Annotated in this window: 22 protein-coding genes and 5 pseudogenes; 10 read left to right on the top strand and 17 right to left on the bottom strand. The window is 38.6% G+C overall.

The genetic code is table 11. The annotated features are described in order from the left end of the window. Position 1 precedes the first annotated feature (1 nt). From pgi to N4G44_RS00685, 5 genes and pseudogenes are all read right to left on the bottom strand, one after another. A complete protein-coding gene (gene pgi / locus N4G44_RS00705; RefSeq protein WP_474924226.1) occupies positions 2-1642 on the bottom strand; it encodes a glucose-6-phosphate isomerase in 1641 nt (546 codons plus the stop codon). A gap of 204 nt (positions 1643-1846) precedes the next feature. After that, the gene (locus N4G44_RS00700; protein ID WP_474924225.1) at positions 1847-2455 is read right to left on the bottom strand and encodes a hypothetical protein; all 609 of its coding nucleotides are present in this window, start codon (positions 2453-2455) and stop codon (positions 1847-1849) included. Continuing rightward, positions 2445-2953 (bottom strand): annotated as a pseudogene (locus N4G44_RS00695) (RNA polymerase sigma factor). Before N4G44_RS00695 ends, N4G44_RS00700 begins: the two are co-directional and overlap by 11 nt. Before the next feature lie 23 nt (positions 2954-2976). Then, positions 2977-3848, bottom strand: a pseudogene (locus tag N4G44_RS00690) (TraB/GumN family protein). 153 nt (positions 3849-4001) lie between these two features. After that, the gene (locus tag N4G44_RS00685) at positions 4002-4916 is read right to left on the bottom strand and encodes a DUF4349 domain-containing protein (protein WP_474924224.1); all 915 of its coding nucleotides are present in this window, start codon (positions 4914-4916) and stop codon (positions 4002-4004) included. A 208-nt stretch (positions 4917-5124) separates the two neighbouring features. Between N4G44_RS00685 and N4G44_RS00680 the strand changes: the two genes are divergently transcribed. Next, entirely contained in the window at positions 5125-6483 is a 1359-nt protein-coding gene (locus N4G44_RS00680; RefSeq protein WP_073065936.1) for an acyl-CoA dehydrogenase family protein, read from the top strand. Positions 6484-6557: 74 nt separating this feature from the next. Here the strand turns inward: N4G44_RS00680 and N4G44_RS00675 are convergent, their stop codons facing one another. Then, positions 6558-6935, bottom strand: a complete 378-nt coding sequence (locus tag N4G44_RS00675; RefSeq protein WP_474924223.1) for a DoxX family protein — start codon at positions 6933-6935, stop codon at positions 6558-6560. Positions 6936-7171: 236 nt separating this feature from the next. Here N4G44_RS00675 and N4G44_RS00670 point away from each other — a divergent pair, with 236 nt between their 5' ends. After that, complete coding sequence (locus N4G44_RS00670; protein ID WP_474924222.1) at positions 7172-7339, top strand: hypothetical protein; 168 nt, start codon at positions 7172-7174, stop codon at positions 7337-7339. A gap of 76 nt (positions 7340-7415) precedes the next feature. Here the strand turns inward: N4G44_RS00670 and N4G44_RS00665 are convergent, their stop codons facing one another. Together N4G44_RS00665 and lon are read right to left on the bottom strand one after the other, a co-directional pair. After that, the gene (locus N4G44_RS00665) at positions 7416-8528 is read right to left on the bottom strand and encodes an AI-2E family transporter (RefSeq protein ID WP_474924221.1); all 1113 of its coding nucleotides are present in this window, start codon (positions 8526-8528) and stop codon (positions 7416-7418) included. Between the two features lie 227 nt (positions 8529-8755). After that, positions 8756-11159, bottom strand: a pseudogene (gene lon / locus N4G44_RS00660) (endopeptidase La). Between the two features lie 260 nt (positions 11160-11419). Here lon and N4G44_RS00655 point away from each other — a divergent pair. From N4G44_RS00655 to N4G44_RS00635, 5 genes and pseudogenes are all read left to right on the top strand, one after another. Further along, a pseudogene (locus N4G44_RS00655) lies at positions 11420-13569 on the top strand (peptidylprolyl isomerase). A 130-nt stretch (positions 13570-13699) separates the two neighbouring features. After that, positions 13700-14650 (top strand): MlaD family protein, encoded by a 951-nt coding sequence (locus tag N4G44_RS00650; RefSeq protein ID WP_474924220.1) that lies wholly within the window; start codon positions 13700-13702, stop codon positions 14648-14650. A gap of 7 nt (positions 14651-14657) precedes the next feature. Further along, positions 14658-16001, top strand: a complete 1344-nt coding sequence (locus N4G44_RS00645) for a 4Fe-4S dicluster domain-containing protein (protein WP_474924219.1) — start codon at positions 14658-14660, stop codon at positions 15999-16001. 85 nt (positions 16002-16086) lie between these two features. Then, on the top strand, positions 16087-16872 hold the full coding sequence (locus N4G44_RS00640) for a (Fe-S)-binding protein (protein WP_040999499.1): 786 nt from the start codon (positions 16087-16089) through the stop codon (positions 16870-16872). 103 nt (positions 16873-16975) lie between these two features. Next, on the top strand, positions 16976-17464 hold the full coding sequence (locus tag N4G44_RS00635) for a hypothetical protein (RefSeq protein ID WP_474924218.1): 489 nt from the start codon (positions 16976-16978) through the stop codon (positions 17462-17464). Between the two features lie 19 nt (positions 17465-17483). Here N4G44_RS00635 and N4G44_RS00630 read toward each other — a convergent pair whose 3' ends face one another. Further along, complete coding sequence (locus tag N4G44_RS00630) at positions 17484-17906, bottom strand: acyltransferase (RefSeq protein WP_474924217.1); 423 nt, start codon at positions 17904-17906, stop codon at positions 17484-17486. Between the two features lie 171 nt (positions 17907-18077). After that, positions 18078-19310: a lipopolysaccharide biosynthesis protein gene (locus tag N4G44_RS00625; protein WP_474924216.1), complete on the bottom strand. Its 1233-nt coding sequence runs from the start codon at positions 19308-19310 to the stop codon at positions 18078-18080. Between the two features lie 71 nt (positions 19311-19381). Between N4G44_RS00625 and N4G44_RS00620 the strand changes: the two genes are divergently transcribed. From N4G44_RS00620 to serS, 3 genes are all read left to right on the top strand, one after another. Next, positions 19382-19570, top strand: coding sequence for a hypothetical protein (locus N4G44_RS00620; RefSeq protein WP_474924215.1), 189 nt, complete (start codon positions 19382-19384; stop codon positions 19568-19570). Then, a complete protein-coding gene (locus N4G44_RS00615) occupies positions 19567-19905 on the top strand; it encodes a hypothetical protein (RefSeq protein ID WP_474924214.1) in 339 nt (112 codons plus the stop codon). The genes N4G44_RS00620 and N4G44_RS00615 overlap by 4 nt, the downstream gene beginning before the upstream one ends. Positions 19906-19972: 67 nt before the next feature. Next, the gene (serS, locus tag N4G44_RS00610) at positions 19973-21241 is read left to right on the top strand and encodes a serine--tRNA ligase (protein WP_073065960.1); all 1269 of its coding nucleotides are present in this window, start codon (positions 19973-19975) and stop codon (positions 21239-21241) included. A gap of 74 nt (positions 21242-21315) precedes the next feature. On the opposite strand, the gene N4G44_RS00605 is transcribed toward serS, so the two are convergent. The 7 genes and pseudogenes from N4G44_RS00605 to N4G44_RS00575 form a co-directional block, all read right to left on the bottom strand. Beyond that, a complete protein-coding gene (locus N4G44_RS00605) occupies positions 21316-21531 on the bottom strand; it encodes a hypothetical protein (protein WP_474924213.1) in 216 nt (71 codons plus the stop codon). Then, on the bottom strand, positions 21504-22091 hold the full coding sequence (locus N4G44_RS00600) for a hypothetical protein (RefSeq protein WP_474924212.1): 588 nt from the start codon (positions 22089-22091) through the stop codon (positions 21504-21506). The genes N4G44_RS00605 and N4G44_RS00600 overlap by 28 nt, the downstream gene beginning before the upstream one ends. Before the next feature lie 120 nt (positions 22092-22211). After that, positions 22212-22970, bottom strand: a complete 759-nt coding sequence (locus tag N4G44_RS00595; RefSeq protein WP_474924211.1) for a sulfite exporter TauE/SafE family protein — start codon at positions 22968-22970, stop codon at positions 22212-22214. Continuing rightward, positions 22961-23413, bottom strand: coding sequence for a FixH family protein (locus tag N4G44_RS00590; protein WP_048500924.1), 453 nt, complete (start codon positions 23411-23413; stop codon positions 22961-22963). The genes N4G44_RS00595 and N4G44_RS00590 overlap by 10 nt, the downstream gene beginning before the upstream one ends. Positions 23414-23425: 12 nt before the next feature. Beyond that, positions 23426-24879: pseudogene (ccoG, locus tag N4G44_RS00585) on the bottom strand (cytochrome c oxidase accessory protein CcoG). 95 nt (positions 24880-24974) lie between these two features. Beyond that, complete coding sequence (locus N4G44_RS00580) at positions 24975-25856, bottom strand: cbb3-type cytochrome c oxidase N-terminal domain-containing protein (RefSeq protein WP_474924210.1); 882 nt, start codon at positions 25854-25856, stop codon at positions 24975-24977. A 10-nt stretch (positions 25857-25866) separates the two neighbouring features. Continuing rightward, entirely contained in the window at positions 25867-26067 is a 201-nt protein-coding gene (locus N4G44_RS00575) for a cbb3-type cytochrome c oxidase subunit 3 (protein WP_040999299.1), read from the bottom strand. Positions 26068-26076: the final 9 nt, after the last annotated feature.

Raw genomic sequence — 26076 nt, 5'->3', positions numbered from 1 at the left:
GCTATTTATTTCCTTTATAATAATTGATCAGTCCGTTCGTAGAGCTGTCGTGAGAATTGATGGTCTCACCATTTTCAAGTTCCGGAAGGATTTTATTGGCTAAAACTTTCCCCAATTCCACCCCGAACTGGTCGAAACTGAAAATGTTCCAGATCACTCCTTGAACGAAGATCTTATGTTCGTATAATGCGATTAACTGTCCTAATGAAAAAGGAGTTAATTCATTGAATAATATAGAGTTGGTAGGTGTATTCCCGTGAAAGACTTTGTAATTTAGAAGCCTGTCGATTTCTTCCTCACTTTTTCCTTCATTTCTTAATTCCTGTTCTACTTCTTCTTCAGATTTTCCGAAGGCAAGCGCTTCAGTCTGGGCAAAAAAGTTGGCTAAAAGTTTCGGCTGATGATCAGAAACTGCATTGCTGCTTTTTACATAAGCGATAAAATCTGCAGGAATAAGTTCTGTTCCCTGATGGATAAGCTGGTAGAAGGCATGCTGTCCGTTTGTTCCGGGTTCTCCCCAAATGATAGGGCCTGTTTCATATTCGACGAATTCACCGTTTCTGTCAACACATTTTCCGTTGCTTTCCATATCTCCCTGCTGAAGATAGGCGGCAAACCTGTCCAGGTATTGTGAATAAGGAAGAATTGCATAGGTAGTTGCAGCATAGAAATTACGGTACCATATGCCTAAAAGTCCCATTAAAACCGGGATATTTTCAGAAAAATCTGCTGTCTGAAAATGCTGGTCAGTATCATGGGCTCCTTTTAAAAGCTGCTCGAAATTATCATAGCCTACTGCGAGAACAATGCTCAGGCCGATAGCGCTCCAGAGTGAGTATCTTCCTCCAACCCAGTCCCAGAATTCAAAGATATTTTCTTCTGCAATTCCGAATTGTTTAACTGCTGCAACGTTAGTGGACAAGGCTACGAAATGTTTGGCCACATCTTCTTCTTTTCCTGCTTTCAGGAACCAGTCTTTTGCCGAATTGGCATTGGTCATGGTTTCCTGGGTGGTAAAGGTTTTGGAAGCAATGATGAATAGTGTGGTTTCAGGATTAAGGGTTTTAACCGTTTCAGCAATGTGATTTCCGTCAACATTTGAAACGAAATGAACGTTTAATCTTGTTTTAAAATGCTTTAAAGCTGAAACAACCATCACCGGTCCAAGATCTGAACCTCCGATCCCGATATTAACCACATCAGTAATTTCTTTTCCGCTGAAACCTTTATGTTCTCCTGAAATAATTTTTTCAGAGAAAGCTTTCATATGGTCAAGAACTCTTTTGATCTGAGGCTTTATGTTTTCACCGTCCACGATGATCTCTTTATCTGAAAAATCCCTTAAAGCTGTATGTAAAACAGCTCTTCCTTCCGTTTCATTGATTTTATCACCGGAAAACATTTTGGAGATAGCATCTTTCAGCTGGCACTCATTGGCCAGATTGAGCAACAGCTCTTTGGTTCTGGAATCGATAAGATTTTTAGAATAATCAAAAAGGAAGTTATCTCTCTTTAGAGAAAATTCATTAAAACGATTTGGATTGTACTGGAAAAGACTTCTCATATCAAAGTCGTTGCCTGCAAAATGTTCGTCAAGAGCTTTCCAGCTGTTGGTATGTATAGGATTTATTTTTGATAGCATATTTTTAGAATTATGTTGATTCAGAAGATAACAGCGGATCAGAAAAATTCAAAATCCATATCATTTATTTCTGATCTGCAAATTTAAGGAAAAATAAAACCTCAGATCAATTTGAGCGATATAAATAACAATTTTTTAAAAAAGAAAACCCCGGAACAAGTCTGAGGTTTCATGGTTATTGTTTAGTGGAAGTAGTTAAGAAAATTATTCGTCTGTTTCGTTCAGGATATTTTCAAGGTTTTTGGCATTTCTTCCGTAGATATATTTCGTCCATAAAACAATGCCGGCTACCATTGCTGTAGTTCCCAGCAGAACACTTATGATCAAAGTGTGTTGAAAAGAATCTGAAATGTTTTCTAAGGATTCACCTTTTTTTATCATTACATTATAGAATGCCAGCCCTAAAGTAATCAAAACGTGAGGGATAAGAAGAAATCCGAAAGACTGATATCTTTCCATATTGAGTTTCAGTTCGTGATAAATCTTCCAAAGGCTGTTTTTTGTATTTCCTGAATAGAGCTCAGTCTGCTTATAAAACTGATAAAAGCCAAACAGATAGTAAGAAGATATAACCACCATCACGGCATACGAAGTGTAATAAATTACGTATTGTGACGTAGGGAATCCTAATTGCTGCGGAAAAAATGCGATGAAAATTATGGCAATAATCTGCATCGGAAATTCTGCTCTCATGCTTTTCTGGATCTTTTCAATAGGATGTTTGCTTTTCTTTAGCTGTTCTATGGTGTTGGGAATGTGGACGCTGCTACTATCCTCATTATTCCACTGTTCTTTTAGTTGATCAAAATTCATAACCTGATTTTTTTATGATTTGCTGTATTTTTTCTTTGGTTCTGTTCAGTTTTACACGGGCGTTTCCTTCGCTCAGTCCTAAATTGTCGCCAATTTCCCTGTGGGACATTCCTTCCATGAAATAGAAGATCACTGCTTTTTCAAGGGGCTTCAGCTGCTGGACTGCGCTGTAGAAAATTTCCAGCTGCCTGTCCTTTGAAGGGTTGTAGTCTTCATTCTGGATTTCAAAATGTTGGGGAACCTCCGTTTGATTGCTTGTCCGCTGCTTCTCTTTTTCAGATAGGTAATGGCGGTATTGATGGCAACCCGGTACATCCATGTGGAAAATTCACTGTTGCCCTTGAAATTCCGGTAAGACTTCCAGAGCTGAATGAGGATTTCCTGCTGAAGATCTTCCCGGTCTTCCAACGAATCCGCATAGATACGGGAGGTCTTGTATAAAATACCTTTGTGCTGGTTGACAAGCTTTAAAAATTCGGTTTCAGTCTGACTGCTCACGATAATTTCATGGTTTGGTTAGTTTATAAGCCTGACACCGGCTTTACCGTGTATCCTTTTGATCTCAAAAGCTGGATCACTCCGTTTTCGCCCATAAGGTGGGCGCCTCCCACAGCAAAGAAAGAGCTTTCTTTTTCATCATATCTGGCATTTTTTCTGCCCAGTTTTTATTCCGGTCAGTCAGCATTGCTTTTTCCTGCTCTGCATTCATTATTTTATTGTCTTTAAAAAGGGTGTAGACGGATTGCAGATCTTCTTTTTTGAATGCTGTGATCATTTCTCTGAGTAATTTTTCATAATGTTTTCCCATTTTCAGCTGTCCGATTACCGCTTTCAGGTTATATGCTTTACTAATGGACGCCATCTGATCCTCAACCTTTTCAAGACCGTAAACTTTCTTTTTATTTTTAATGGCATTTTGAAGAAGTTCTATTTCATACATCTTTATTTCGGTCTGAGGACATGGAATGGCTTTCATTGAGATCAATGCATACAGGCCTTGTGAGCTTGAATTATCCATTTTCTTAAGATCGGTCCCATAACCGGTAATAAGGATATTATCCAGTTCTTTTGCTTCCTCTGAACCAAGCTGGTCCGAAAGTTTCTTATCTCCCTTGAACATTTTCTGCATGGCGGCCATTTCAGAAGGGTCTGTATAATTGATTTCCATCACGAAATTATCAGATTTTTCCAGAGCTTTCATTACTTTCGGTTTTATTTCAAAATCCTGACTGCACATGATATGGAAGGTTCCTGCAAGATAGGAAGATTTTGTAAGTCCGTTGCCTGAGATCTCCCAAAGGGTACTGCTTTCAGTATTTTTATTCTGTGCCTCTAGAGTTATTATATTTAAAGATAATAATGCAGCGAATCCCAATTGTACTAAGTTTTTCATATGGTTTGTTTTTTGATTTTTTCTATTCTTTAAACAGTAGGTAAGGCAGGTGCTATCAACGTTACAGTTTTTTTTCAAAAAAATAAAAAACCTCCCAAAAAAGGAGGTCTGTAAAATCTAAAATTATGATGATAACCAATAGGTTAGGATAGCTTATTGTTCAGTGGTCTTTGCGTGTGCTGGCTGGGCCGGTTTTCTTTTTCTCAAAAAGTAGAATATGATGCCTAAGATTAATATAAGAGGCCAAACGGTAATCAATCCTACAGCAATCTTTTGGATCAGGTAAAATCCTTCTACAAAAGCATTTTTAGCATCATAGATAAAATTGAATTTATATTTATGATCAATATTCCGGGTATTGGTTACTGCAATTTCTGCAATGCGAAGCTTCGGTTCTTTAATATAAATATCTACAGTACTGTATTTTATATTGTCTGCAGTATCCATGTTGGCAAGTTGCTGCAGGTTGCCTTCTGCCATATTATCATTATCAAGCTTTACTTTGTCCTTATTGGTTTTCAGCTGGTCGATATTTTCACTGGTCTTTTTTATTCTTTTTCCTTCCATTTCTGCATACCTGATGTTTGAGGTGACATCTTCAGCATTGATATTCCTGAAATTCAGAAAAAGTTTTTTATCATTAATCAGGGTAAGGAGTTCTCCTAATCTTTCTGTAGGAACCCGTACCTGCATTGCATTTTCGGTCTGGTATTTTTTGATCAGCATGGCTTCATCACCGGACGTATTGTAAGTGTCCTCCGAAATTACGTTGCTATGGAGATTGCTGTGCGTTACAAATCCTCCCAGATCCTGAACCATTTTTTCAATAGAAATTGTTGCTTCGTAAACATCTTTTACCTCCATGTTCACATCAGCTGTTTTAATGAACTGTTTATCTTTTACGGTCATGCTTGCTGCGGATGATACACTGTCTGATACAGCTACAGCTGCAGAATCTGTACTACCGTAATCTGCCCGTTCAGTATTAGCTATCTCGCCTTTTTTACATGAATAAATTCCTAATAAAAGAACTGCTGACAGAGATAATTTAATGTAAGTCGTTTTCATAGTGTTGATTTTTCGTGGGTTTCTTTAAGCCAAAGTTCCGGCAGGATCTTTTGTAACGTTTGAAAATCGGCCGTAAAAAGTTTGTAAAGAAATATTTCGGTTTTAATGATCTGTAAATGTGTGTTTTGTAAAATAGATGGGTGTGAGATGACTTGTTTTCGGAGCAGTTTTTGCTTAACTTTTACAAACCAATCCCATAAACATTACTATGTCAAATACCTTTTCTAAAATCAGAAACGCAATAGAATTATTCAGATCCATCGATTTTGATCAGTTGAGTGCCATTTCTCAAAAAGTTGATCTGCCGAAACTGATGCAGAATTTTTCCAAACTTGATGATAAGCAGCTAAACGGAATGATGAAAATGCTTGATCCCAACAAGAAAAAGCGGGAACTTCCTCCCATTGATGGTGATTTTTATGATATCTACCATACTTTGACCCCGGAACAGCGTGAAATACAGCTAAAAGTGAGAGCTTTTATGGAAAAAGAAGTGAAGCCTTTGGTGAATCATTACTGGCTAAGGGACGAATTTCCTTTTGAACTGATTCCGAAATTCCAGAAACTAAATATCTGTGGAGTAACTTATGAAGGATACGGCTGTCCCGGAATGCCTTTTCTGATGGAAGGAGTCATTGCTATGGAAATGGCAAGAATTGATGCTTCTATAGCTACCTTTTTCGGGGTACAGTCCGGGCTTGCCATGGGTTCTATCTATATCTGCGGATCGGAAGAGCAGAAGCAGAAATGGCTTCCCCAGATGCAGAAATTTGAAAAAATCGGAGCTTTTGGACTTACAGAACCCGAAGTAGGATCCGGGGCAGCAGGAGGCTTAACCGTAACCTGTAAGAAAACACCGGAAGGCTGGATCCTGAACGGTCAGAAAAAATGGATCGGGAACGCAACATTTGCCGACCTGGTTATTATCTGGGCAAGAGATCTTGATAGCGGAGAAGTAAAAGGATTTATTGTAGAAAAAGATAATCCCGGCTATTCCGTTGAAAAAATCAAAGGAAAAATGGCATTGAGAATCGTTCAAAACGGACTGATTACTTTAAAAGACTGTCTTGTAACCGAAGAAAACCGTCTGCAGAACGCCAATTCATTTAAAGATACCGGAAAAGTTTTACGGATGACCAGGGCGGGAGTAGCCTGGATGGCAACCGGTTGTGCAAGGGGTGCTTATGAAAGTGCTTTGCAATATACCAGAACCAGGGAACAGTTTGGGAAACCTATTGCCTCTTTCCAGATGATTCAGGGGCATCTAGTGGAAATGCTTTCCAACCTTACTGCGATGCAGACTATGGTTTTCCGGCTGTCTGAGATGCAGGATGAAGGAATTTTGAAGGATGAACACGCTTCACTGGCCAAAGTTTTCTGTACCTTGAGAACCAGGGATATCGTATCCAGAGCCAGAGAGGTAATGGGAGGTAACGGTATTCTGCTTGAATATGATGTGGCAAGATTTGTGGCAGATGCCGAAGCCATCTACTCATACGAAGGCACAAAAGAGATCAATTCCCTGATTGTAGGAAGATCAATAACGGGATTCAGTGCATTTGTATAAAAGGTAGCAGGTTGCAGATGGCAGGTATCAGGTGATATGCGCTGCACTACCTGTCACCTGTCATCTAAAATCTTTTAACTGATTAAAGCTTTATACTTCTCTCTGTTATCAATAATCATCCAAAGATTAATCAGGAACAGAGCTCCTGCGATGGACATTCCCATAGTAGATTTGTCCATTGTGAATACATGAACTACAATTCCCACCATTACAGGTAAAATGACAATGGCTCCTAATGCTCTTGTTTTTGGGAAAATAAATAATAGCCCGCCAACAACTTCTACAATTCCTACCAGAGGCATCAGCCAGTGAATTTCTCCAAATGCTGCAAAAAGTTTCATTTGCTCAGGCGTTGGCTTTTCCATTGGCATATAATTAAAGAATTTGTTTAATCCGGCATTGATAAACATAAGACCGAAAAGCAGGGCAAAGATAAATTTAACGATTTTCATAATTGTTGATTTTACATCAAATGTACTATAAAAATAGTATTCATTGAATTATTTGTGAATAATTTTGTTGATATTTTTAGTTTATCCTATGATGTCATGTATTATTGTATTATGAATTAATATATTTGTTTTACCAATCAAACTAAACAAAGTATTATGCTGAAAAATCTTCAAAAACTGGATCGTGAAAATTTAAAAAAATTAATGGAGGCGGAAGAGAGCCCATCTGTGATATTGTGCCTGTAGGCTGTCCTTGCATAATTCCACCGGGAGACCCTTGTCTGGGAGGTGGAGGCGGCGGCACTAATCCGGGAGATAACCTGGGATACTGTCCGGACAACCAGTCTTATATTCCATGCGACCAGATATGCCCAAGCGGAATGAGTCCATTCTGTGCATTATAAAATTAAAGGCTGCTCTCAATAACTGAGACAGCCTTTTATATTTTATTACTAATTATTTATTGCTCATTACTAATAATCAGTCCATTTCTTTAATGGTAATATTCTTGGAAATCTTATAGCTTTTCTTCTTTTTATCAGGTTTTTCCTCTTCACCGAGCAGTTTACCCCAGGGTTTTAAACCATCCACTCTCTCGAAAATAATTTTAATGATGGCAATAGCCGGAATACAGAGAAACATTCCTGCAATTCCCCAAAGATGCTCTCCTAAAATAATTCCGATAAAAGAAAATAAAGCATTGATCTTTACTTTTGAGCCTACAACAAACGGCAGCACAATATTTCCGTCAATAATATGTACACCAATATATCCGATAGCTACATAGATGCAGGTGGAAGGTGTGCCCGTTGCGAACGCAATAAAGCATGATATTAAAAGAGAAATACAGATTCCCAGATAAGGAATTACATTCAGTAAACCTGTAAGAACAGCCAGAAGTATGGCGTATTTTACCCCAAGAACGGTAAGGAGGATGGAGCAAAGAATGGATACAATCAGAACCTGCAGACAAAGCCCGAAAATATATTTCTTCGTCATCACCCGGATTTCGGTAACTACTTCCTGTACACTTGCCTTATGTTTTTCATTGAAAACGGTTACAATGAAATTATTGAGAACTCTTCTGTAGTTCAGAATAAAAATAAAAAACAGCGTGAAGAATACAATGAAGCCAAAACCGCTGGAGAATATTCCGAAAGTAAAGCCTAGGATTACCCCTGAAGAGGATAATAATTTATTGAGCCCCTGATTAATATAATCAAGCTGTTCATCTATTTTTACATTGAATGTTTTCGAAATCCAGTGTTGCAGATCACTAAAAACTGTGGTCATCTGCACCCTGAGATGCGGAAGGTCTTTGCTGAAATCAGAAAGCTGTGATCCGAAAAAATAGATAAGCCCCGATAAAATGGCCAGCATAATGAATACTGAAGTCATTGTTGAGATGGATCTCGGAAATCTCAGCCTTCTTTCCATAAAAGTGGCAGCAGGCAGAAACAGCATTGCCATTAAAAAAGCCAGGAAAAAAGGAGCTAAGATACTCTGTCCGAGTGCCAGAAGATATCCAAGGCCGATAATGGAAATTACGACAAGTGTGAGATTAACAAGAAAAGGGAGTCTAAGAAAATTCATATTTTTTTCAAATCTGTTGTATAAAAATAAGAAAAGCCTTCCATTTGAAAGGTCTTTTTGGTTTAATTAACATAATTCTTTTAACAAAATAAATGCCGTAGTCCGGCAGTGTGGTATGTGTTTGTTAATAATTACAGCTATTGCCACCTTCATTTTTTTGAAATTAATAATAAAAAAACGCGTCCCAAAAATCTGAGACGCGTTTCCTTATTGAGAGTTGATATGTTTTATTTTTCGATGGCAAAGTCGATGACCTCTTCCATTCTGTTGACATAATGCACTGTGAGGTTTTTCAGATAATCTTTTTTGATCTCCTCTACATCTTTTCTGTTAGCTTCGCACAGGATTACTTCTTTGATTCCTGCTCTGGTTGCGGCAAGAAGCTTTTCTTTGATTCCGCCTACAGGCAATACTTTACCTCTTAAAGTTATTTCTCCCGTCATCGCAAGATGAGGTTTTACTTTTTATTCTTAAACGATGAAACCATGGAGGTCAGCATAGCAATACCGGCCGAAGGTCCATCCTTTGGTGTGGCACCTTCCGGAACGTGAACGTGAATGTTCTTTTTGTCCAGATCTTCCTGAGGTATTCCAAGTTCATCGTGTTTAGCCTTAATATATTCCAGGGCGATGGTTGCAGATTCTTTCATCACAGTTCCCAGGTTTCCGGTCATTGTAAGACTGCCTTTTCCGTTGCTCAGGATACTTTCGATATACAAAATATCTCCGCCCACACTTGTCCAGGCAAGTCCTGTCACAACACCAGGGACTCCGGTGATTTCAGACAGGCTTTTCGGTCTTGGAACTCCCAGGATCTCATCTATTTTTTCAACGGTAATCTTCGGATCGTATTCCTTCATGAGAGCGGTCTGAAGAGCTACCCATCTTGCAATGGAAGCAATCCTTTTTTCAAGGGTTCTTACCCCGCTTTCTGAAGTGTGTGCTTCAATGATATGCTTAAGTTCAGGATTTCCAAGTTTGAAGGATTTGCTATCCAGACCGTTTTCTTCCTGCTGTTTTTTTATAAGGTGCCTTTTCGCGATCTCTGTTTTTTCCTCCATGGTATATCCGGCAATCTGAATGATCTCAGTTCTGTCCAGAAGAGGAGTCTGGATCGTGGAAAGTGAATTGGCGGTTGCAATAAACATCACTTTAGACAAATCATAACCCATTTCCAGGAAATTATCATAAAATGCTTTATTCTGCTCAGGATCAAGAACTTCCAAAAGAGCGGAGCTTGGGTCACCATGAAGGCCTTGCCCGATCTTATCGATCTCATCAAGCACAATCACAGGATTGGAAGTACCAGATTTCTTAATAGACTGCAGGATTCTCCCGGCCATTGCACCAATATACGTTTTTCTGTGCCCGCGGATTTCACTTTCGTCATGAAGTCCACCAAGGGATAATCTTACATATTTTCTTCCCAAAGCATCAGCAACGGATTTTCCTAAAGAAGTTTTTCCTACTCCCGGAGGCCCTACAAGCAATAGGATAGGGGATTTCATGTTGTTTTTTAATTTCAAAACAGCCATGTGTTCCAGGATTCTTTTTTGATATCTTCAAGCCCGAAATGAGCTTTGTCTAAAATCTTTTCAGCTTTGGCAATATCAAAGGTATCTTTTGTATAGGTTTCCCACGGAAGATCCGTAAAGAAATCCAGATAATTTCTCTGAACATTGTAATCCGGAGCATTGGGATTCTGGCGTTGCAGCCTGTTGATCTCCTTTTGGAAATGTTCCTCCACTTCTTTGCTCCATTTTTTAGCTTTTGCTTTATTGATAAGATCCTCCACATCACTTTCCGGACCGCCTCCAAGCTCATCCTGGATGGTTCTGATCTGCTGGTTCAGGAAGTATTCTCTCTGCTGTTTATCAAGGTCTTTTGAGGTTTTCTGGTGGATCTGGTTTCTCAGTTCCAGCTTTCTGAAGTCCTCATGCATCATCTCGTAGCACTTGTTGGCTCTTTCCATAAGGCTCTTCTCTTCAAGCAGTTTTTGCTTTGATGGAGAAGGGAAGCTGGCATTGGTACAGATGAAATTCAACAGATCATCATTGTTATTGATGTTTTTGATCGCAAAATTGGCTGCATTCGGAATATTAGGATCAAGCTCAATGATTTTCAAAGCTAATTCTTTGATATTTTCAAGCAAAGCTTCATATTCTTCCTTATTTTTCGGCTGCGAATCTTTTAGTTTGCTGATTTCCGCTTTAAAATAAGGCTGGCTTTCTACAATCTTTTTGATCTTGAATCTGTGGAAACCTTTAGTGATAGCAGTAATATTACCTTCAGGAAGTTTGATGATCTTGATGATCTTGGCAAGCGTACCGGTCTGGTACATATCTTTCTCGCCCGGCTGTTCCAGATCTGAATTTTTCTGGCTTACGATTCCTATGAAATCACCATGTTTCTGTGCCTCTTCAAGAAGTTGTATCGATGTTTTTCTTCCGGCAGTAATAGGAATTACCACATTGGGAAACATGACCATATTTCTTACAGGAAGTATAGGGAATATTCTCTGTTCGGAATTCTTATCGGTTTCCGAAAAGTCTGAAAGATTGATCTCTTCCGCCACAATGTCAAATCCATCGCCGATCATTTCCTCTAAACTCATATCTTCAAATTCTGTCATACTTATATAAAATGACAAATTGTCATTTTCGTTTTAAATCGTTAAAATGAAATCTTATAATATGCGCTGAAAACGTGTGGCATATTATAGTTCTCTAAATTGCACAATACCTATGCCATTTGTTTTTTGCTAAAAAATATGGCCAAAATTTCCTTTTTTAATAATCTTTCATTTTAAAAATTAAAATAAAGGACTTCCGCTTCTCTAATTTCTTAAAAATGTGTATTTTCGCAAACTGATAAAAAACTATAATATATAAAATGGCAATTTTAGGACAGATTAGGAGTAAGCCTTGGCTTTTGATGGGAGTGATTGCATTGGCGCTTTTAGCGTTTTTGGTAAACCCCGATAGCATCGACAAGGTTTTTGGAAAAAATCCTGATGTTTTAGGAAAAGTAAACGGTGAGAAAATCACCCGCGAAGAGTTCAATGATCAGCTTTTCGTACTGCAGCAGCAGGCTGAACAGCAAGGCCGTCCAAAAACGGGACTTGAAGAGCAGGCCTGGCAGTTACTTGTACAATCTAAACTTATCAAGCAACAGTTTGAAAAACTAGGCTTTGAAATGACGGATGATTATTTCTGGAGTCAGATCCAGTATGATCAGATGTTTGCCCAGAACAAACAGTTCTTTGATGAGAAAGGTAATTTTAAAACTCAAGAGCTTAAAAAAGAAATTGAAACATTAAAGAGCACCAGCCCTGAAGGGTACAACCAGTGGTTGAAAACCAGAAAAACTGTGGAGTACAGACTGATGGCTAGACAGGTGTTCACTAATATTTCTGCGGGGATCACTACTGGTAAGAAAGAAGCTGAAGAGCTGATGAAGCAGAGAGACCAGTTAGCTGATATCGATTTTGTAAAGATCGACTATGCGGCTTACCTTCAGAAGACGAAGATTAATGTGACAACAGCAGATCTTGAAAATTATATCAAGCAGCATCCTGTAATGTTCAAAGCTGAACCAAGCAGAAACATCGGAATTGTATATTTCCTTCTACACCGAGTCCTGCAGATGATGCAGCAACTCAGAAGGAGATCAATAAACTGTTTTCAGCAGGTACGGATGCAAGCGGAGGTACAGAAAACTTCCAGAATACAAAGAACGACTCAATGTTCGTAATGGCAAATTCTGATATGCCGTTTAACAACCAGTATTTATCGCCTGCCCAATTGCCTCAGACTATTAAAGGACAGATTGCCACTGCGGCTATAGGACAGACTTTCGGACCTTATAAAGAGCAGAATTTCTATGTGGTTTCAAAACTTTTAGATAAAAAGACTTCAGATTCCACATTATCAAGACATATCCTGATTGCTTTCAAAGGAAGCCCTGCAGGAGAAGGGGTAACAAGATCGAAAGAGCAGGCTAAAAAATTAGCAGACTCTATCGGAGCTATTGTAAAAGCTACCCCTGCCAGATTTACAGAGTTCCTGAAACTTTCTAACGATCCTAACTCTGCAGCACAAGGCGGAAGCTTAGGATGGACCACTCCGGAAACACCTTTCGTTCCTGAGTTCCTTACTTATCTGGCTAATAACCCTAAAGGAGCTACAGGAGTAGTAGAAACGCAGTTCGGATACCATATTATCAATATTGAAGATAAAAAAGCCGGAGCTATGAGCTATAAGGTAGCTAATCTTGTAAAAGAAGTGAAGCCTTCAGATGCTACAGAAGCTGAATCTGATAAAAAAGCAAGAAGATTCATCCAGCAGGTACAAGGGAAATCTTTCAACGATTTCGTGAATATTGCCAAAAAAGGAAACTATCAGTTCTCCAATCCTAAAGCAGCCAAAAGATTTGATGGCCAGCTTCAGGGACTTGGTACAGATAAAGACGGTGAAATCCTGGCTTGGGCTTTCGACAAGAAAAGATCAAAAGGAGATACGGAATTCTTTACCGTAGAAGGTACAGGAGATAAAATTGTAGCTTATCTTAACGGAAAACAGGAAGCTGGTCTTGCAGATCCTGAATCTGTAAGAGATCAGATTGAAGTGATCGTTAAAAATAAACTGGCGGCTAAGCAGATCTCTGATAAAATTGCCGGAGCTAAAGCTTCAAGCTTAGATCAGATTGCTAAAATGTTTGCTTCAACAAAACAGGCTGCTCAGGTTAATATGCTTAACCCTTCAGTAGCAGGGGCTATGGAACCTAAAGTTGCAGGAGCTGCTTTTGGTGTTGCCAAAGGAAAACTTTCCAATCCTATCGAAGGAGGTACAGGAGTTTATGTTTTAATCAAAAAATCAGAAACTGTTAACAAGCAGCCGGGTGACCTTAAGCAGTTTACGGAATCTATTACCCAGAGAAATGCAGGAATGTTCGGACAGGCTTGGATGAAGAGCCTTCAGGACAATGCAGATATCAAAGATTACAGAATCGAGATCTGGAACAAGCTGGGAAATCAGCAATAGTAAGAGATTAATTTTTACAGATATAAAAGCGGCAGAATTTTCTGCCGCTTTTTTGTATTTAACGCAGAACAATAAAGAAAAAGATTAATTTAAAATGTGTTATATTTGCTCATTAGAAAAAATTTAGCAAGTGAAGTTGAGTAAAGAATTAAAAGCTGGTGTGATTGCACTTATAGCTATTGTAGGCTTTGTGGTGTTGTTTCAATTCATGAAAGGCAGAAGTCTTTTTACTACCGACAATATATTTTACGCAAAATACGATAATGTGGAAGGGCTTGCACAGTCATCCGCAGTTTCCATCAATGGTCTGAAAGTTGGGCAGGTGGATAAGATCATTCCCAGAACAGCAAAAGACGGGAAAATCAGTTTTGTGGTAAAAATTACTGTGGATAACAAATTTGAGTTTTCCAAAAATTCAACCCTTGAAATCTTTGAACCTGGCCTGATGTCAGGAAAAGAAATGAGAGTAAACCTTGTGTACGGAGGTCCTACTGCAAAAGACGGAGATACCTTACAGGGCGCTTTCAAACTGGGGACTTTAGGAAGCCTTTCCTCTCAGGTAGGTCCGGTTAAGGATCAACTGCAAACTGTTTTACACCGTGTAGACTCACTGATGGCCAATGCCAATCAATTGGTAGACGGGCAAAACAGAGCGGAGATCAAAGCTTTGTTAGCCAATCTTAACAAAACAGTAGGCGCTTTACAAACGACAGCAGGAAGCGTAAATACCCTTGTAGGACATAACGATCCGAAATTACAAAAAGTACTTGATGATGCCAGTCTTACCATGCAGAGCGGAAAAGTAACATTGGATAAATACGGTAACCTTGCTGAAAGCATTGATACTAAAAAACTGAATGCAACAATCGCAAGTTTAGACGCTACAGTAGGAAAACTTAATCAGGTAATAGCTGGAGTCGATAACGGACAGGGAAGCTTAGGAAAATTAATGAAGGATGAACAGCTTTACAATAACCTGAATTCTGCTTCCACTAACCTGAATTCTTTGATTGAAGACATGAAAGCAAACCCTAAGAGATACATCAATTTCTCGGTTTTCGGTAAGAACAATAAAGACTAATCACCTTATGCAATACATCGATAACATTATTTTTCTGATCTTATTAATTGCAGGATTCTGGCTGTTTGCAAAAAGCCTGCAAAAGATTTACAGAAATATCAGGTTAGGAAGAGAAATCAACAGAAGCGACAGGAAAGCCGAACGCTGGGAAACCATGGCCACAGTGGCAATGGGCCAGAGCAAAATGGGGAAACGTCCTGTGGCAGGTGTCCTTCACCTTTTTGTATACGTAGGTTTTGTTATTATCAATATTGAACTGATAGAAATTATTGTTGACGGAATTTTCGGAACCCACAGATTCCTGGCTTCCGTTTTTGGAGATACTTTCTACAGTTTCTTTACAGCAACATTGGAGGTGCTGGCTCTTTTAGTCATCATCGGGGTTGTTATTTTCTTTATCAGAAGGAATTTCTATGGTGTAAAAAGACTCAATATGAAAGAGCTTTTCGGCTGGCCTAAAAACGATGCCAACTGGATTCTGGTCATAGAGTTCGCACTGATGGTAGCGTTCTTTAGCATGAATGCTTCAGAATCTGTTTTGCAGGCAAGAAATGTAGAAGGTTTTCATCATATAGGTTCTTTTCCGGTAAGTGAAATGCTTTTTGTTCCGTTCTTAAATGTATTCAGCTTTGACAATGGCTTTTTGGTTTTTGTTGAAAGAAGTGCATGGTGGTTCCACTTTGTGGGAATTCTTTTCTTTATGAATTATCTGTATTACTCAAAACACCTTCATATTATTTTAGCTTTCCCAAGCACGTGGTTTGCTAATCTTGATAAAAAAGGAAAATTCAATAATCTGGATTCAGTAACAAAGGAAATCAAATTAATGATGGATCCTAACGCAGATCCTTATGCCGCTCCGGCTGAGGGAGATGCTGCAGATGTTCCGTCTAAATTTGGTGCAGAAGATATATTCGACCTTAACCAGGTCCAATTGCTTAATGCTTATTCATGTACAGAATGCGGAAGATGTACTTCCGTATGTCCTGCCAATATCACAGGTAAAAAACTTTCTCCGAGACTCATCCTGATGAAAACAAGAGACAGGCTGGAAGAAGTAGGAAGAAATATCGACAAAAACGGAAAATTCGTAGACGACGGCAAGAAACTTCTGAACGATTATATTACCAAAGAAGAACTTTGGGCTTGTACTACATGTAATGCATGTACAGAAGCATGTCCGGTATTGCTGGATCCGCTTTCTATCATTTTCGAAATGAGAAGATTCCTTGTGATGGAACAGTCTGCTGCTCCTCAGGAACTGAATCTGATGATGACGAATGTGGAAAACAATGCTGCTCCATGGCAGTATAACCAGGCAGACCGTCTGAATTGGGCCAATGAAAATTAGATAATTAATCAATTTGAGGATTTGAAAATTATACTTTTAATTCATTTTCAAATTTCCAAATTCTCACATTTTCAAATTGAAAAGAATGGATTTCAGTATAAAAACAATGGCAGAATACGCTGCCGAAGGAAAAGCCCCGGAAGTTTTATTTTGGGTAGGATGTGCCGGAAGTTTCGACGACCGTGCCAAAAAAATTACAAAAGCATTTTGCAAGATATTAAACAAAATAGGAGTTGAATTTGCCGTTCTGGGACAGGAAGAAAGCTGTACCGGAGATCCTGCAAAAAGAGCCGGGAACGAATTCGTTTTCCAGATGATGGCCCTTACCAATATTGAGGTCCTGAATGCCTATGAAGTGAAAAAGATCGTTACTGCCTGCCCTCACTGTTTCAATACCCTGAAAAATGAGTATCCAAGCCTTGGAGGCCACTTTGAAGTAGTTCACCATACCCAGTTCCTTAAAACTTTGATGGAAGAAGGAAGACTGAAGATAGAAGGTGGTGCATTCAGAGGGAAAAAGATCACTTTCCATGACCCATGTTACCTCGGAAGAGCCAACGACGAATATGAAGCTCCAAGAATGCTTCTTGAAAAGCTGGATGCAGAACTTGTGGAAATGAAGCGTTGCAAAACCAACGGTTTATGCTGTGGAGCAGGAGGTGCACAGATGTTCAAAGAACCGGAAAAAGGAAATAAAGACATCAATATCGAAAGAACGGAAGAAGCATTGTCTTTTGAGCCTAAAGTGATTGCTACAGGATGCCCTTTCTGTAACACAATGATGACGGATGGTGTAAAACACTTTAACAAGAACACGGAAGTAGCCGTAAAAGATATTGTAGAACTTCTTGCAGAAGCAGAAGATTTGTAAAATCTACATTAAAAATAGACAAAAACTCAGGCTTAGGTCTGGGTTTTTCTTTATCATAAACTCAGGAATATTTCTTAATTTTATACTTTAAAACCGACAGGATATGAAAATTGAAGAATCCAATATAGTAGAAACCAGCGACTACAGAGTTATTATATACCCTGCATCAAGATCTTTTGAAACCAAAGAGGCCAAAGCTATCACAGAAAAGCTATTCGATTTCCTGGCGACATGGGCCGCCCATGGAAAACCGCTTGCTTCATCTTTTAAGATTGAAAAAAATCAGTTTATCGTGGTGTGTGTAGATGAAGAGAAGGAAATGGCTTCAGGATGCAGCATTGATGCCCTGGGGAAGGTAATGCGTGAAATAGATGAACAATACCAGCTTGGACTTTTCGACAGAATGAAAGCAAGCTTTGTACAGGACGGACAGATCAAAACCCTGAAACTGCAGGACTTTAAATCTCAGTTGAGAAACGGCGAACTGCCAAAAGATATCCAGGTTTTTGATTTTTCTAAAAATACCTACCTGGACTTTTTAAGCCACTTTTTGCTGCCATTGGAAAAAAGCTGGGCTGCGGGCATTGCCTAAACAATTATAAAATAACCAATCAGAACTTTAGATTGAAGCCTTCAGGCAGTTTTCGGTTGAAAACAGTCTTGGTAAAGTCTTCAATGTAAGGTTCTTTTTGTTTGATCACCTTACATGGATTTCCTACGGCAATGGAGTTGGATGGAATATCTTTAGCCACAATAGAACCTGCCCCGATGACCACGTTGTCACCTATTTTTACTCCGGGAAGGATTACCGAATTGGTTCCCACAAAAACATTATTTCCAATAACGATCGGGCCGCATTCATCATGAATACTGTGATCATTGTGATTATGGTTCGCAGAAATCAGGGAAGTTCCTGCCCCGAAACCTACATTATTTCCTATGATAATGCCATTATTGGCCTGAATATAAATATTGGGATTATCCCCCGGATCACAAAGAATTCCTTTTTTTATTTTTGGATGGTTTCTGATCACTGAAGTAAAATGGACAGGCCACGGAACACTTCCGTTAATTCTTAAAATTTTTTGAGGAACCAGATAATGAAAAAAAGAACATGCGGAAGCATATAATCATACTTCTGACGGTAATATTCGGGATAGAAAAAATTATTAATTCTATGGAAAATCTGGTATTCAATAAATTTTTTAATCGGATTCATTTTTCTTCAGAATAAACATGATGTAAAAATACAAAAATCCATAGCCGATAAACAAGAAACCGGAAAAAATCCCCACCAGATAGCTGATTCCCATTTCTTTTCCGATGAAGATCGCGGCAATATTAGCCAGGAAAAGATAGATATTGAAAACCAGGGCTACATTATTACGTTTAAGGATCGTCAGGATATCTGAAATAGGGTTGATCAGGCTGCGGGTAAGATATCCGAAGGACATCAGGAAAATAAAAAGTCCAAGATGTTCCCAGTTTTTGTTGAAGAACATTTCCAGAACAGGAATCCCGATCACATTAATGAGTACATAAAGCGCGAAAATGATATAGAAATTCATCAGGCTCATTTTCTTTGTGTAGGCAAACAATTCATTTCTGCTTCTACCGCTGTTATTGATCTCCGCTGCTTTCGGATAATAAACCGTTGCAATGGATGATGAGATCAGAAGAAGGGGAACAGACATTATTTTTACCGCTAACGAATATTCTCCCAACAGCGAATCTGCAAAATAAAGCGATATCAGAATCGGCATGATATTATTGCCTAAAGCATTGATCAGCGTAGAAGGGTAAGAGTATTTAAAAAGTTCGGGACGCTTTTTAGCATTAGCAATATATCTTTTGAAATCAGGTTTTACAATATATTTCCTTGAATAGTATAAAGCGGCAAGAAAAGCAGCAATATATCCAATCAGGCTACCGATAACAAGCCCATTTTCGATCTTAATAAATACAAATAACACCTGAAACAGAAAACTTACCACAGAATCTATAATGGTTAATACAGATACCAGCTTGAATAATTTTTTCTTGGCTAAAAGAAATTTTGCATTGTTTGTAAATAAATAGATGAAGCCTGTAAATATCCCCAGAAATAAAATATTCTTCGGAATATCGAAAGGTATAAAAACCAGCAGGAAAGCCAGAAACATAACAGTTGCTGAAATAATCCCGGCCGCACTGAAATTATTATTCACATCCTGCTCATTACCTTCCAGCATGATCATATGTTCCTGAGCGAGCCCTAAAACTACTGTAAATATGCTCATAACGCTCAGGTAAATGCTGAAAATACCATATTCGGAGGAGCCGTAATATTTTGCCAGCAGAAGCCCGCCGATCACCAAAACGAACTTGGAAATAAAATTTCCTTTAAAGATAGTGGTGATGTGGCTGCTGTTTAATCTTTTGAGTTTGTTTAAAAACATGGTAAAATATTACGAGAACAAATATATAATTATACATTTGCATAAAAAAGATTATTGAAAATTAACGGAAGATGAAATTCAAGCTCAATCATATTTTACTATTTCAACTTACAGCGATCCTGTTTTTAACGGTTTCATGTGGAAGCGATGAAGATTCTTTACAGAGAATCGACCAGATCATGAATATTTATATAAGAAACAGTGCGGGACAGGACCTTTTGAATGCTAAAAAAACGGTTCCTACTCTTCCTATGCAGTGAACGACGCTTTTGGGGCTACTGACGTTGCTCCGGTATCTGTACCGCTTAAAGTGACCACCGATTCCTTATACTACTTTGAGTATATAAGAGGAGCAAAAAGGCTGACAATGGATTCTCTGGGACCTGATAACAGGACTTACCATTCCAAAATGGCATTTGCATTGAGAAGGACGGTCAATAACGTTGTTGAAACCACTATTGACTCTATGGAGATCAGATACCGCTGGACGCCCTCGGTATTTCAAATTTCTGAGGTTCTTTACAATAATCAGGTAGTATTTACCAAAGCTGCGGATGCACCCAATGCTATAAATACCATTACTATCATAAAATAATTTTAAATTTGCAAAACTGTTAGCTTAGTATTTAAGTTTAACATCTAATATTTAACATCTCAATAAAATGTTACAAGTCAATTTTTTGCGCGACAATAAAGAACGCGTTTTAGAAGGTCTTCAAAAAAGACAATTCAAGAATCTTGGGTTGGTAGACGATGCTATTGCTACCGACGACGAAAGAAAAAGAATCCAGTTTGAATTAGATTCCCAGCTTTCCGAGATCAACAAAATTTCCAAAGAAATCGGGCTTTTGATGAAAGAAGGAAAGAAAGAAGAGGCGGAGTCTGCAAAATCTAAAACAGCACAATTTAAAGAGTCGAGTAAAGAATTGCAGTCCCAGTTGGATGTAACGGAGAAGGCTTTGCTGGATATTTTATACCAGATTCCAAACATTCCGTATGAAGCGGTAAAAAGCGGAGCTTCTGCGGAAGATAATGAAAATATTTACCAGTCTCACGATGTGGAAGGCCTTGGAGAAGGAGCTATTCCTCACTGGGAACTGGCCAAAAAATATAACCTGATCGATTTTGAACTTGGGGTAAAGATCGCAGGTGCAGGTTTCCCTGTTTATTTAGGAAAAGGAGCAAGGCTTCAGAGAGCTTTGGTTCAGTATTTCCTTGATAAAAATGTTGAAAAGGGGTATATGGAGGTGAATCCTCCTCATGTGGTCAATGAGGCTTCAGGATACGGAACGGGACAGCTTCCTGACAAAGAAGGGCAGATGTACCACATTGGTTTGGATGATCTTTATCTGATCCCAACGGCAGAAGTTCCTGTAACGAACCTTTACCGCGATGTATTGCTTGAAGAAAAGGATCTTCCTATTAAAAATACGGCTTTCTCTCAGTGCTACAGAAGAGAGGCCGGAAGCTACGGAGCTCACGTAAGAGGTCTGAACCGTCTTCACCAGTTCGAAAAAGTAGAGATTGTAAGACTTGAAAAGCCTGAAAACTCTTATGCTGCTTTGGAAGAAATGGTAGAGCATATCAAGGAAATTCTTACCGACCTTGAACTTCCGTTCAGAGTCTTGAGACTTTGTGGTGGTGATATGGGATTCACATCAGCAATGACCTACGATTTTGAAGTATGGAGTGCTGCTCAGGAAATGTGGCTGGAAGTAAGCTCTGTATCTAATTTTGAAACTTTCCAGGCGAACCGTCTGAAATGCCGTTTCAAGACAGAAGGAAAATCTCAGCTGGTTCATACGCTGAACGGTTCTGCAATGGCCCTTCCAAGAATTATGGCTGCATTGCTTGAAAACAACCAGACCGCTGAAGGAATCAGAATTCCTAAGAAAATTGCGGAATATGCAAGATTCGATCTGATCAACTAAAAATAGTATATCACTATAATAAAGAATCCCCTTTCAGTTTTGGAAGGGGATTTTATATTGGTTTTAAAGAAAAACTATTCCGTTGTAATAATCACTTTCTTATCTTTATTGACAAGATTTTTGCCGTCTACAAGGTCATTGGATCTTACAACGATTTCAACCGTTTTGTTATCGATCTGTTTTACGAAATCATGTTTACCTTCAATACTTTTGATGGGTTTCTGAAATTTAAGCCTGTTGGAAAATGTAAGGTTGAACATTCTCAGCATTCCTGCCATTCCGGAAGCCATTTGTTTACCATAGGCCTCAATGGAATCACTTTTGGTCTTAGGAACTGTTTTTTCCTCCGTTTCCTTTTCTTCCAGCATTTTAAGAATACCATCGGAATTGAATTTATCTGTATTAATTGTGAGTGATTTACCATCCCAAACGGCAATATCCTGCAAAGGAATTTTTTCAGACGTTTGTCGCTGGCCAGAAGCTGGGTGATTTCTGTTGGCATAAGTTTATCATATTTCAGGGAAAGACCTACGATCTCGTTTTTATCTTTGTCCACTTTCATGTAGACTTTTTTCAGCACTTTCACCGAATCCTCATTAAGAGTTATTTTTCCGTGCTTCTGAACATTATAAAGACTTGTCCAGTCAGTAGGCAGTTTATCCAGGTCGCTCAGTTTCTTCGGATCAGAACCCATCATGCTCATCATTCCCATTACACTTTTATCCATGAGGATATTCGACTGCATGCTGGTTGCAGAATCTTTGTAATAGGTAGTTTCTGTATTGATAGAGCAGGACTGGAGAACTATAGCGAAAATAGCAGCCCATAAAAAATTTATCTGTTTAATCATTACTGAAAATTTTTAGTGTTATCTTATGTATTACAAAACAGATACCAACCGAAAACGGACTGAAATTTCAGTCCGTTTTTTTATTCTGTACCGATAATAATTTTTATCGGTATTCCTGTATTAATGGCAGTTGCTTGAACTGTGGTCGTGCCCTTCAATATGGCAATTGGCACCGTTATGATCTTTAGAAATCGTCATCGCTTCGGCTCTGGGTGAGATATAAGGAATTCCCAGTTCAAGACCTCTCAGAATAAATAATCCGCCCAGGATAATCATAATAACAGGAACTGCTTTTAAAATTTTAATTCTGAAAGCCTGATTCATAAGGTTTCCGGCTAAAACTACCGCAAACATGAAGGGAAGAGTCCCAAGCCCGAATAAAGCCATATATGAAGCTCCCTGCCATACTCCTCCTGCGGCAAGGCTGGCTGTAAGAGCCATGTAAACCATTCCGCACGGAAGAAATCCGTTAAGAAGTCCGGTTGTAAATCTTGAGCGGTAATCTGCTTTCTGAAGTAATCTTCCTAAATTTGATTTTACTGAAAACAAAAATTTAGAAAGAAAAGGGATTCTGGAAGCGAAGTCTTTTCCGCCAAATGAAAACAAAGCCATGATGATCAGAAGGATTCCCGCAATGATGGTAAGATACTGCTGAAAGCCTGCCATCTCAAAACCTTCCCCTACAATTCCCAGAATGGCACCCAATAATGAATAGGTAACTATCCTGCCAAATTGATAAGTTAAATTCTGAAGATAAAAATTCGTAGCCTGTTTTTTAGTCAATCCCATCGATAAAGCAATAGGGCCGCACATTCCGATACAGTGAAAACCGGAGGCAAATCCTAATGCAATAGCCGATAAAATAAGCCCTATTTCCATATCACATCATAATCCATTCTATAGTCTGTTTTGTCTTTTGTCCACATCAGTCTTAAGGTATAATTTCCTACTTTTAATACCTGTGCAGGTACTATAAAAGATTGTGAAGCATCAAGCTTTACAGATTTTTTGATATCTAAATTCTGGTCGTCGGTTCTGTTTAAAACAAATTTTACCGTAGTATTGGTATTGTTGTATTCCTTTGGAAAGGTGATTTTAATTCCGCTTTTTTCCTGGCTGTATACCGGTTTTTCCTGCAGGTCGTCTGCTCTTTTTTTAGCATCAATTACATCCTGATACTTAAGCTCCTCTTCGTAATAATTATCGGTTACCATTTCAGAATTCTTCTGCCCGTTCGGGAAAAGAAACAGCATGGATAATATGAAAACAATAAATGCAAATAATGCAATTACAACACCGTGTCCCCAACTAAAGTTTTTCATTTCTTCTTTAAATTAAAATTGCAGTTTGAATGGCCCCTCGAAGTACGTCTGGTAAGAATCTACAAGCTTACCTTTCATATCGTATACCCCGATGGTTATATTCTGTTTTGAAAGTTTCATATCATTTTCAGGGAAGCTGATGTTGATAGTTCCTTTCGAAATTTTGTCTCTGTCTACCTGTATTTTGCTGGATGCACTGTAAGTGATCTCTCCGTGAGCCGGCTCAATAACTTTTATCGTAACGATTTTTTTGTCGTTGGTCTTGTTCAGGAAGGTATAATTGTAAGTATTGGTAATTTTTCCGTCTCTTACAAAGAATGTACTTCCTGCCGGTTTAATGAATTTTGCTTCCATTTCTCCACGGTTGTAAAGAAGGAATCCTAAGAATCCTACCAACAGAACCAGAACTACAGCAAAGCCTTTCATTCTTCCCGTAAACTTAAACTGAGTTTGGTTTTCAATTTCGTTTTCGGATGCATATCTGATCAATCCTCTTGGAAGGCCTACTTTGTCCATTACTTCATCACACGCATCGATACATGCTGTACAGTTTACACATTCCAGCTGCTGCCCGTCTCTGATGTCAATTCCTGTAGGACATACTACCACGCACTGATGACAGTCGATACAATCTCCTTTTCCGGCTGCCTTACGGTCTTCTCCTTTTCTCCATTTTGATCTGTTTTCCCCTCTTTTAAAATCGTAGAAAACGTTGATGGTATCTTTGTCAATCAAAACCCCTGTAATCTTCCGTATGGGCAAACGAGCGTACAAACCTGCTCTCTGAACCATGCAAATACAAAGTAGAATGCAGCAGTGAAAAGCACCATTACGATGAAATTGGTAGGGTGGGCAAACGGCCCTTCTGATATAATTCTGAATATTTCTTTATACCCGACGATATACATCAGCATAAAGTGGGTAATGATTAATGAAATAATTATATAAACCGTCCATTTAAGGCTTCGTTTCCAGATCTTCTCGCTGTTCCACTCCTGTCTGTCCAGTTTCATTTGCTTGTTTCGGTCACCTTCAATAAGATATTCAATTTTACGGAAGATAGATTCCATAAAAATTGTCTGAGGACATATCCATCCGCAGAAAATTCTTCCGAACGCAATCGTAAAAATGATAATAAATATTAAAGAGGCGATAGCACCTAAAGTTAGGATAAAAAAGTCCTGTGGATAGAAAGGCTGTCCGAAAATGAAAAACTCCCTATCAATAACATTAAATAAAAAGAACGGGTTGCCATTAATTTTCAGAAATGGTACCGTAAAATAAATAATCAATAAAATATAGCTTACAATGTTTCTATAGTTGGTGTATTTCCCTTTTGGTTTCCTTGGGAATACCCATTTTCTCTTACCGGATTGCTCCATTGTCCCTATAGAATCTCTGTAAGTTTCAGGGTCCAGAACCTGTCCCTGTCCGCCGCGTACTTCTATTTCTTCTATGTCTGACATATTGTAATATATTTAAAAAGAAAAAACATAATTCGTTACTATTTTAATCTAATAACAAATTATGTTTTTTTCATATGTTTCTAATTTTTTTAAAATTATTCTTTTTCCCAATGCGCTTCGGTTCCCTGAGGAGCTGCTCCTCCCTGAGCCGGCGTCACTGGCGGTTGTTCCTGATTGATGTGATATACATACGCTGCAATCTTTTCAATCTCTGCTCCTGAAACCTCTCCGTTTTTACCGAATGGTCTCATCGCAGGGTTGGTAGGAGAACCGTTCCAGTCCATGTGGAAAACATTTTTGAATAAAGTTTTCTCAGGCTGGTTGATCCAGTAGTTATCCGTAAGGTTCGGACCAATACCACCGCTTCCGTCTTCTTTGTGACAAGATGCACAGTTGGTTTTGAATAGTTCTTTTCCTTCCGCGATATTGTCAGCAGAGTATTTTGCTGTTTCTATAGTTACAGGAGGCTGGCTTGCTTCGTATGCTGCAATACTTGCCATCTGTTCTTTATATTCTTTTTCATATTCGCTCAACGGGTGTGCGAAATCTGTGAAAGAGTAGGCTGCAATATATACAATACAAAAAGCAGTCCCAAAATAGAATAAACCTACCCACCATTTCGGTAATTGATTGTCTAGCTCCATAATCCCATCAAAACCATGATCGATAAGGATATCTTTTTCTTCTGTAGCAGACTGTTTTTTGAATGCACTGTCATACATTCTTCTTAAGAAAGGAATTTTCTTTTCTGCCAGGTAAGCTGCTTTTTCTTCCGGAGATAGTTTTTTGAATTTATTGTTTTCAATCAAATCTCCGATGGCGCTGTGGATGTAGGCCAAGATAGCACTGATCACCACAGTTCCCCAGAAATAAGGCGAAGCTAGGAACGAATAACTCTGTACAAACAAATAATAAAAAACTATTAAAAGTCCGGTTATTATTAAGATGTTTACAACAACAGGTGTTCTTTGTTTCATAATAAATAGTTTAATTTTTTAAATTAAAATCGTCATCCTCATCATCCCCAAGCGGAGCTTCTTCTTCCTCTTTGTAATATTTTTTAGGTCTGGTAAAAACATACACTACAAGAGCTACGAAGAACAACATAAAGAAAATCAGAGCCAGCGTCTGGTAAAAACCAGCGTTTTCTGTATTGGATAATATATCTTTAAAGTTCTGAGGAATCATGTGAACCTT

The sequence above is a fragment of the Chryseobacterium sp. GTID13 genome (assembly GCF_056172655.1).
The sequence above is the reverse complement of the archived record's forward strand: the minus strand, read 5'-3'. Positions and strand labels throughout refer to the sequence as shown.

Coding starts and splice junctions, on each gene's coding strand:
- N4G44_RS00700 (WP_474924225.1), bottom strand. CDS start 2,455: ATGAATTTTGATCAACTAAAAGAACAGTGGAATAATGAGGATAGTAGC.
- N4G44_RS00645 (WP_474924219.1), top strand. CDS start 14,658: ATGCAATACATCGATAACATTATTTTTCTGATCTTATTAATTGCAGGA.
- N4G44_RS00680 (WP_073065936.1), top strand. CDS start 5,125: ATGTCAAATACCTTTTCTAAAATCAGAAACGCAATAGAATTATTCAGA.
- N4G44_RS00635 (WP_474924218.1), top strand. CDS start 16,976: ATGAAAATTGAAGAATCCAATATAGTAGAAACCAGCGACTACAGAGTT.
- N4G44_RS00620 (WP_474924215.1), top strand. CDS start 19,382: ATGAAATTCAAGCTCAATCATATTTTACTATTTCAACTTACAGCGATC.
- N4G44_RS00665 (WP_474924221.1), bottom strand. CDS start 8,528: ATGAATTTTCTTAGACTCCCTTTTCTTGTTAATCTCACACTTGTCGTA.
- N4G44_RS00590 (WP_048500924.1), bottom strand. CDS start 23,413: ATGAAAAACTTTAGTTGGGGACACGGTGTTGTAATTGCATTATTTGCA.
- N4G44_RS00640 (WP_040999499.1), top strand. CDS start 16,087: ATGGATTTCAGTATAAAAACAATGGCAGAATACGCTGCCGAAGGAAAA.
- serS (WP_073065960.1), top strand. CDS start 19,973: ATGTTACAAGTCAATTTTTTGCGCGACAATAAAGAACGCGTTTTAGAA.
- N4G44_RS00675 (WP_474924223.1), bottom strand. CDS start 6,935: ATGAAAATCGTTAAATTTATCTTTGCCCTGCTTTTCGGTCTTATGTTT.
- N4G44_RS00605 (WP_474924213.1), bottom strand. CDS start 21,531: ATGGCTTCCGGAATGGCAGGAATGCTGAGAATGTTCAACCTTACATTT.
- N4G44_RS00600 (WP_474924212.1), bottom strand. CDS start 22,091: ATGATTAAACAGATAAATTTTTTATGGGCTGCTATTTTCGCTATAGTT.
- N4G44_RS00575 (WP_040999299.1), bottom strand. CDS start 26,067: ATGATTCCTCAGAACTTTAAAGATATATTATCCAATACAGAAAACGCT.
- N4G44_RS00580 (WP_474924210.1), bottom strand. CDS start 25,856: ATGAAACAAAGAACACCTGTTGTTGTAAACATCTTAATAATAACCGGA.
- N4G44_RS00625 (WP_474924216.1), bottom strand. CDS start 19,310: ATGTTTTTAAACAAACTCAAAAGATTAAACAGCAGCCACATCACCACT.
- N4G44_RS00685 (WP_474924224.1), bottom strand. CDS start 4,916: ATGAAAACGACTTACATTAAATTATCTCTGTCAGCAGTTCTTTTATTA.
- N4G44_RS00595 (WP_474924211.1), bottom strand. CDS start 22,970: ATGGAAATAGGGCTTATTTTATCGGCTATTGCATTAGGATTTGCCTCC.
- pgi (WP_474924226.1), bottom strand. CDS start 1,642: ATGCTATCAAAAATAAATCCTATACATACCAACAGCTGGAAAGCTCTT.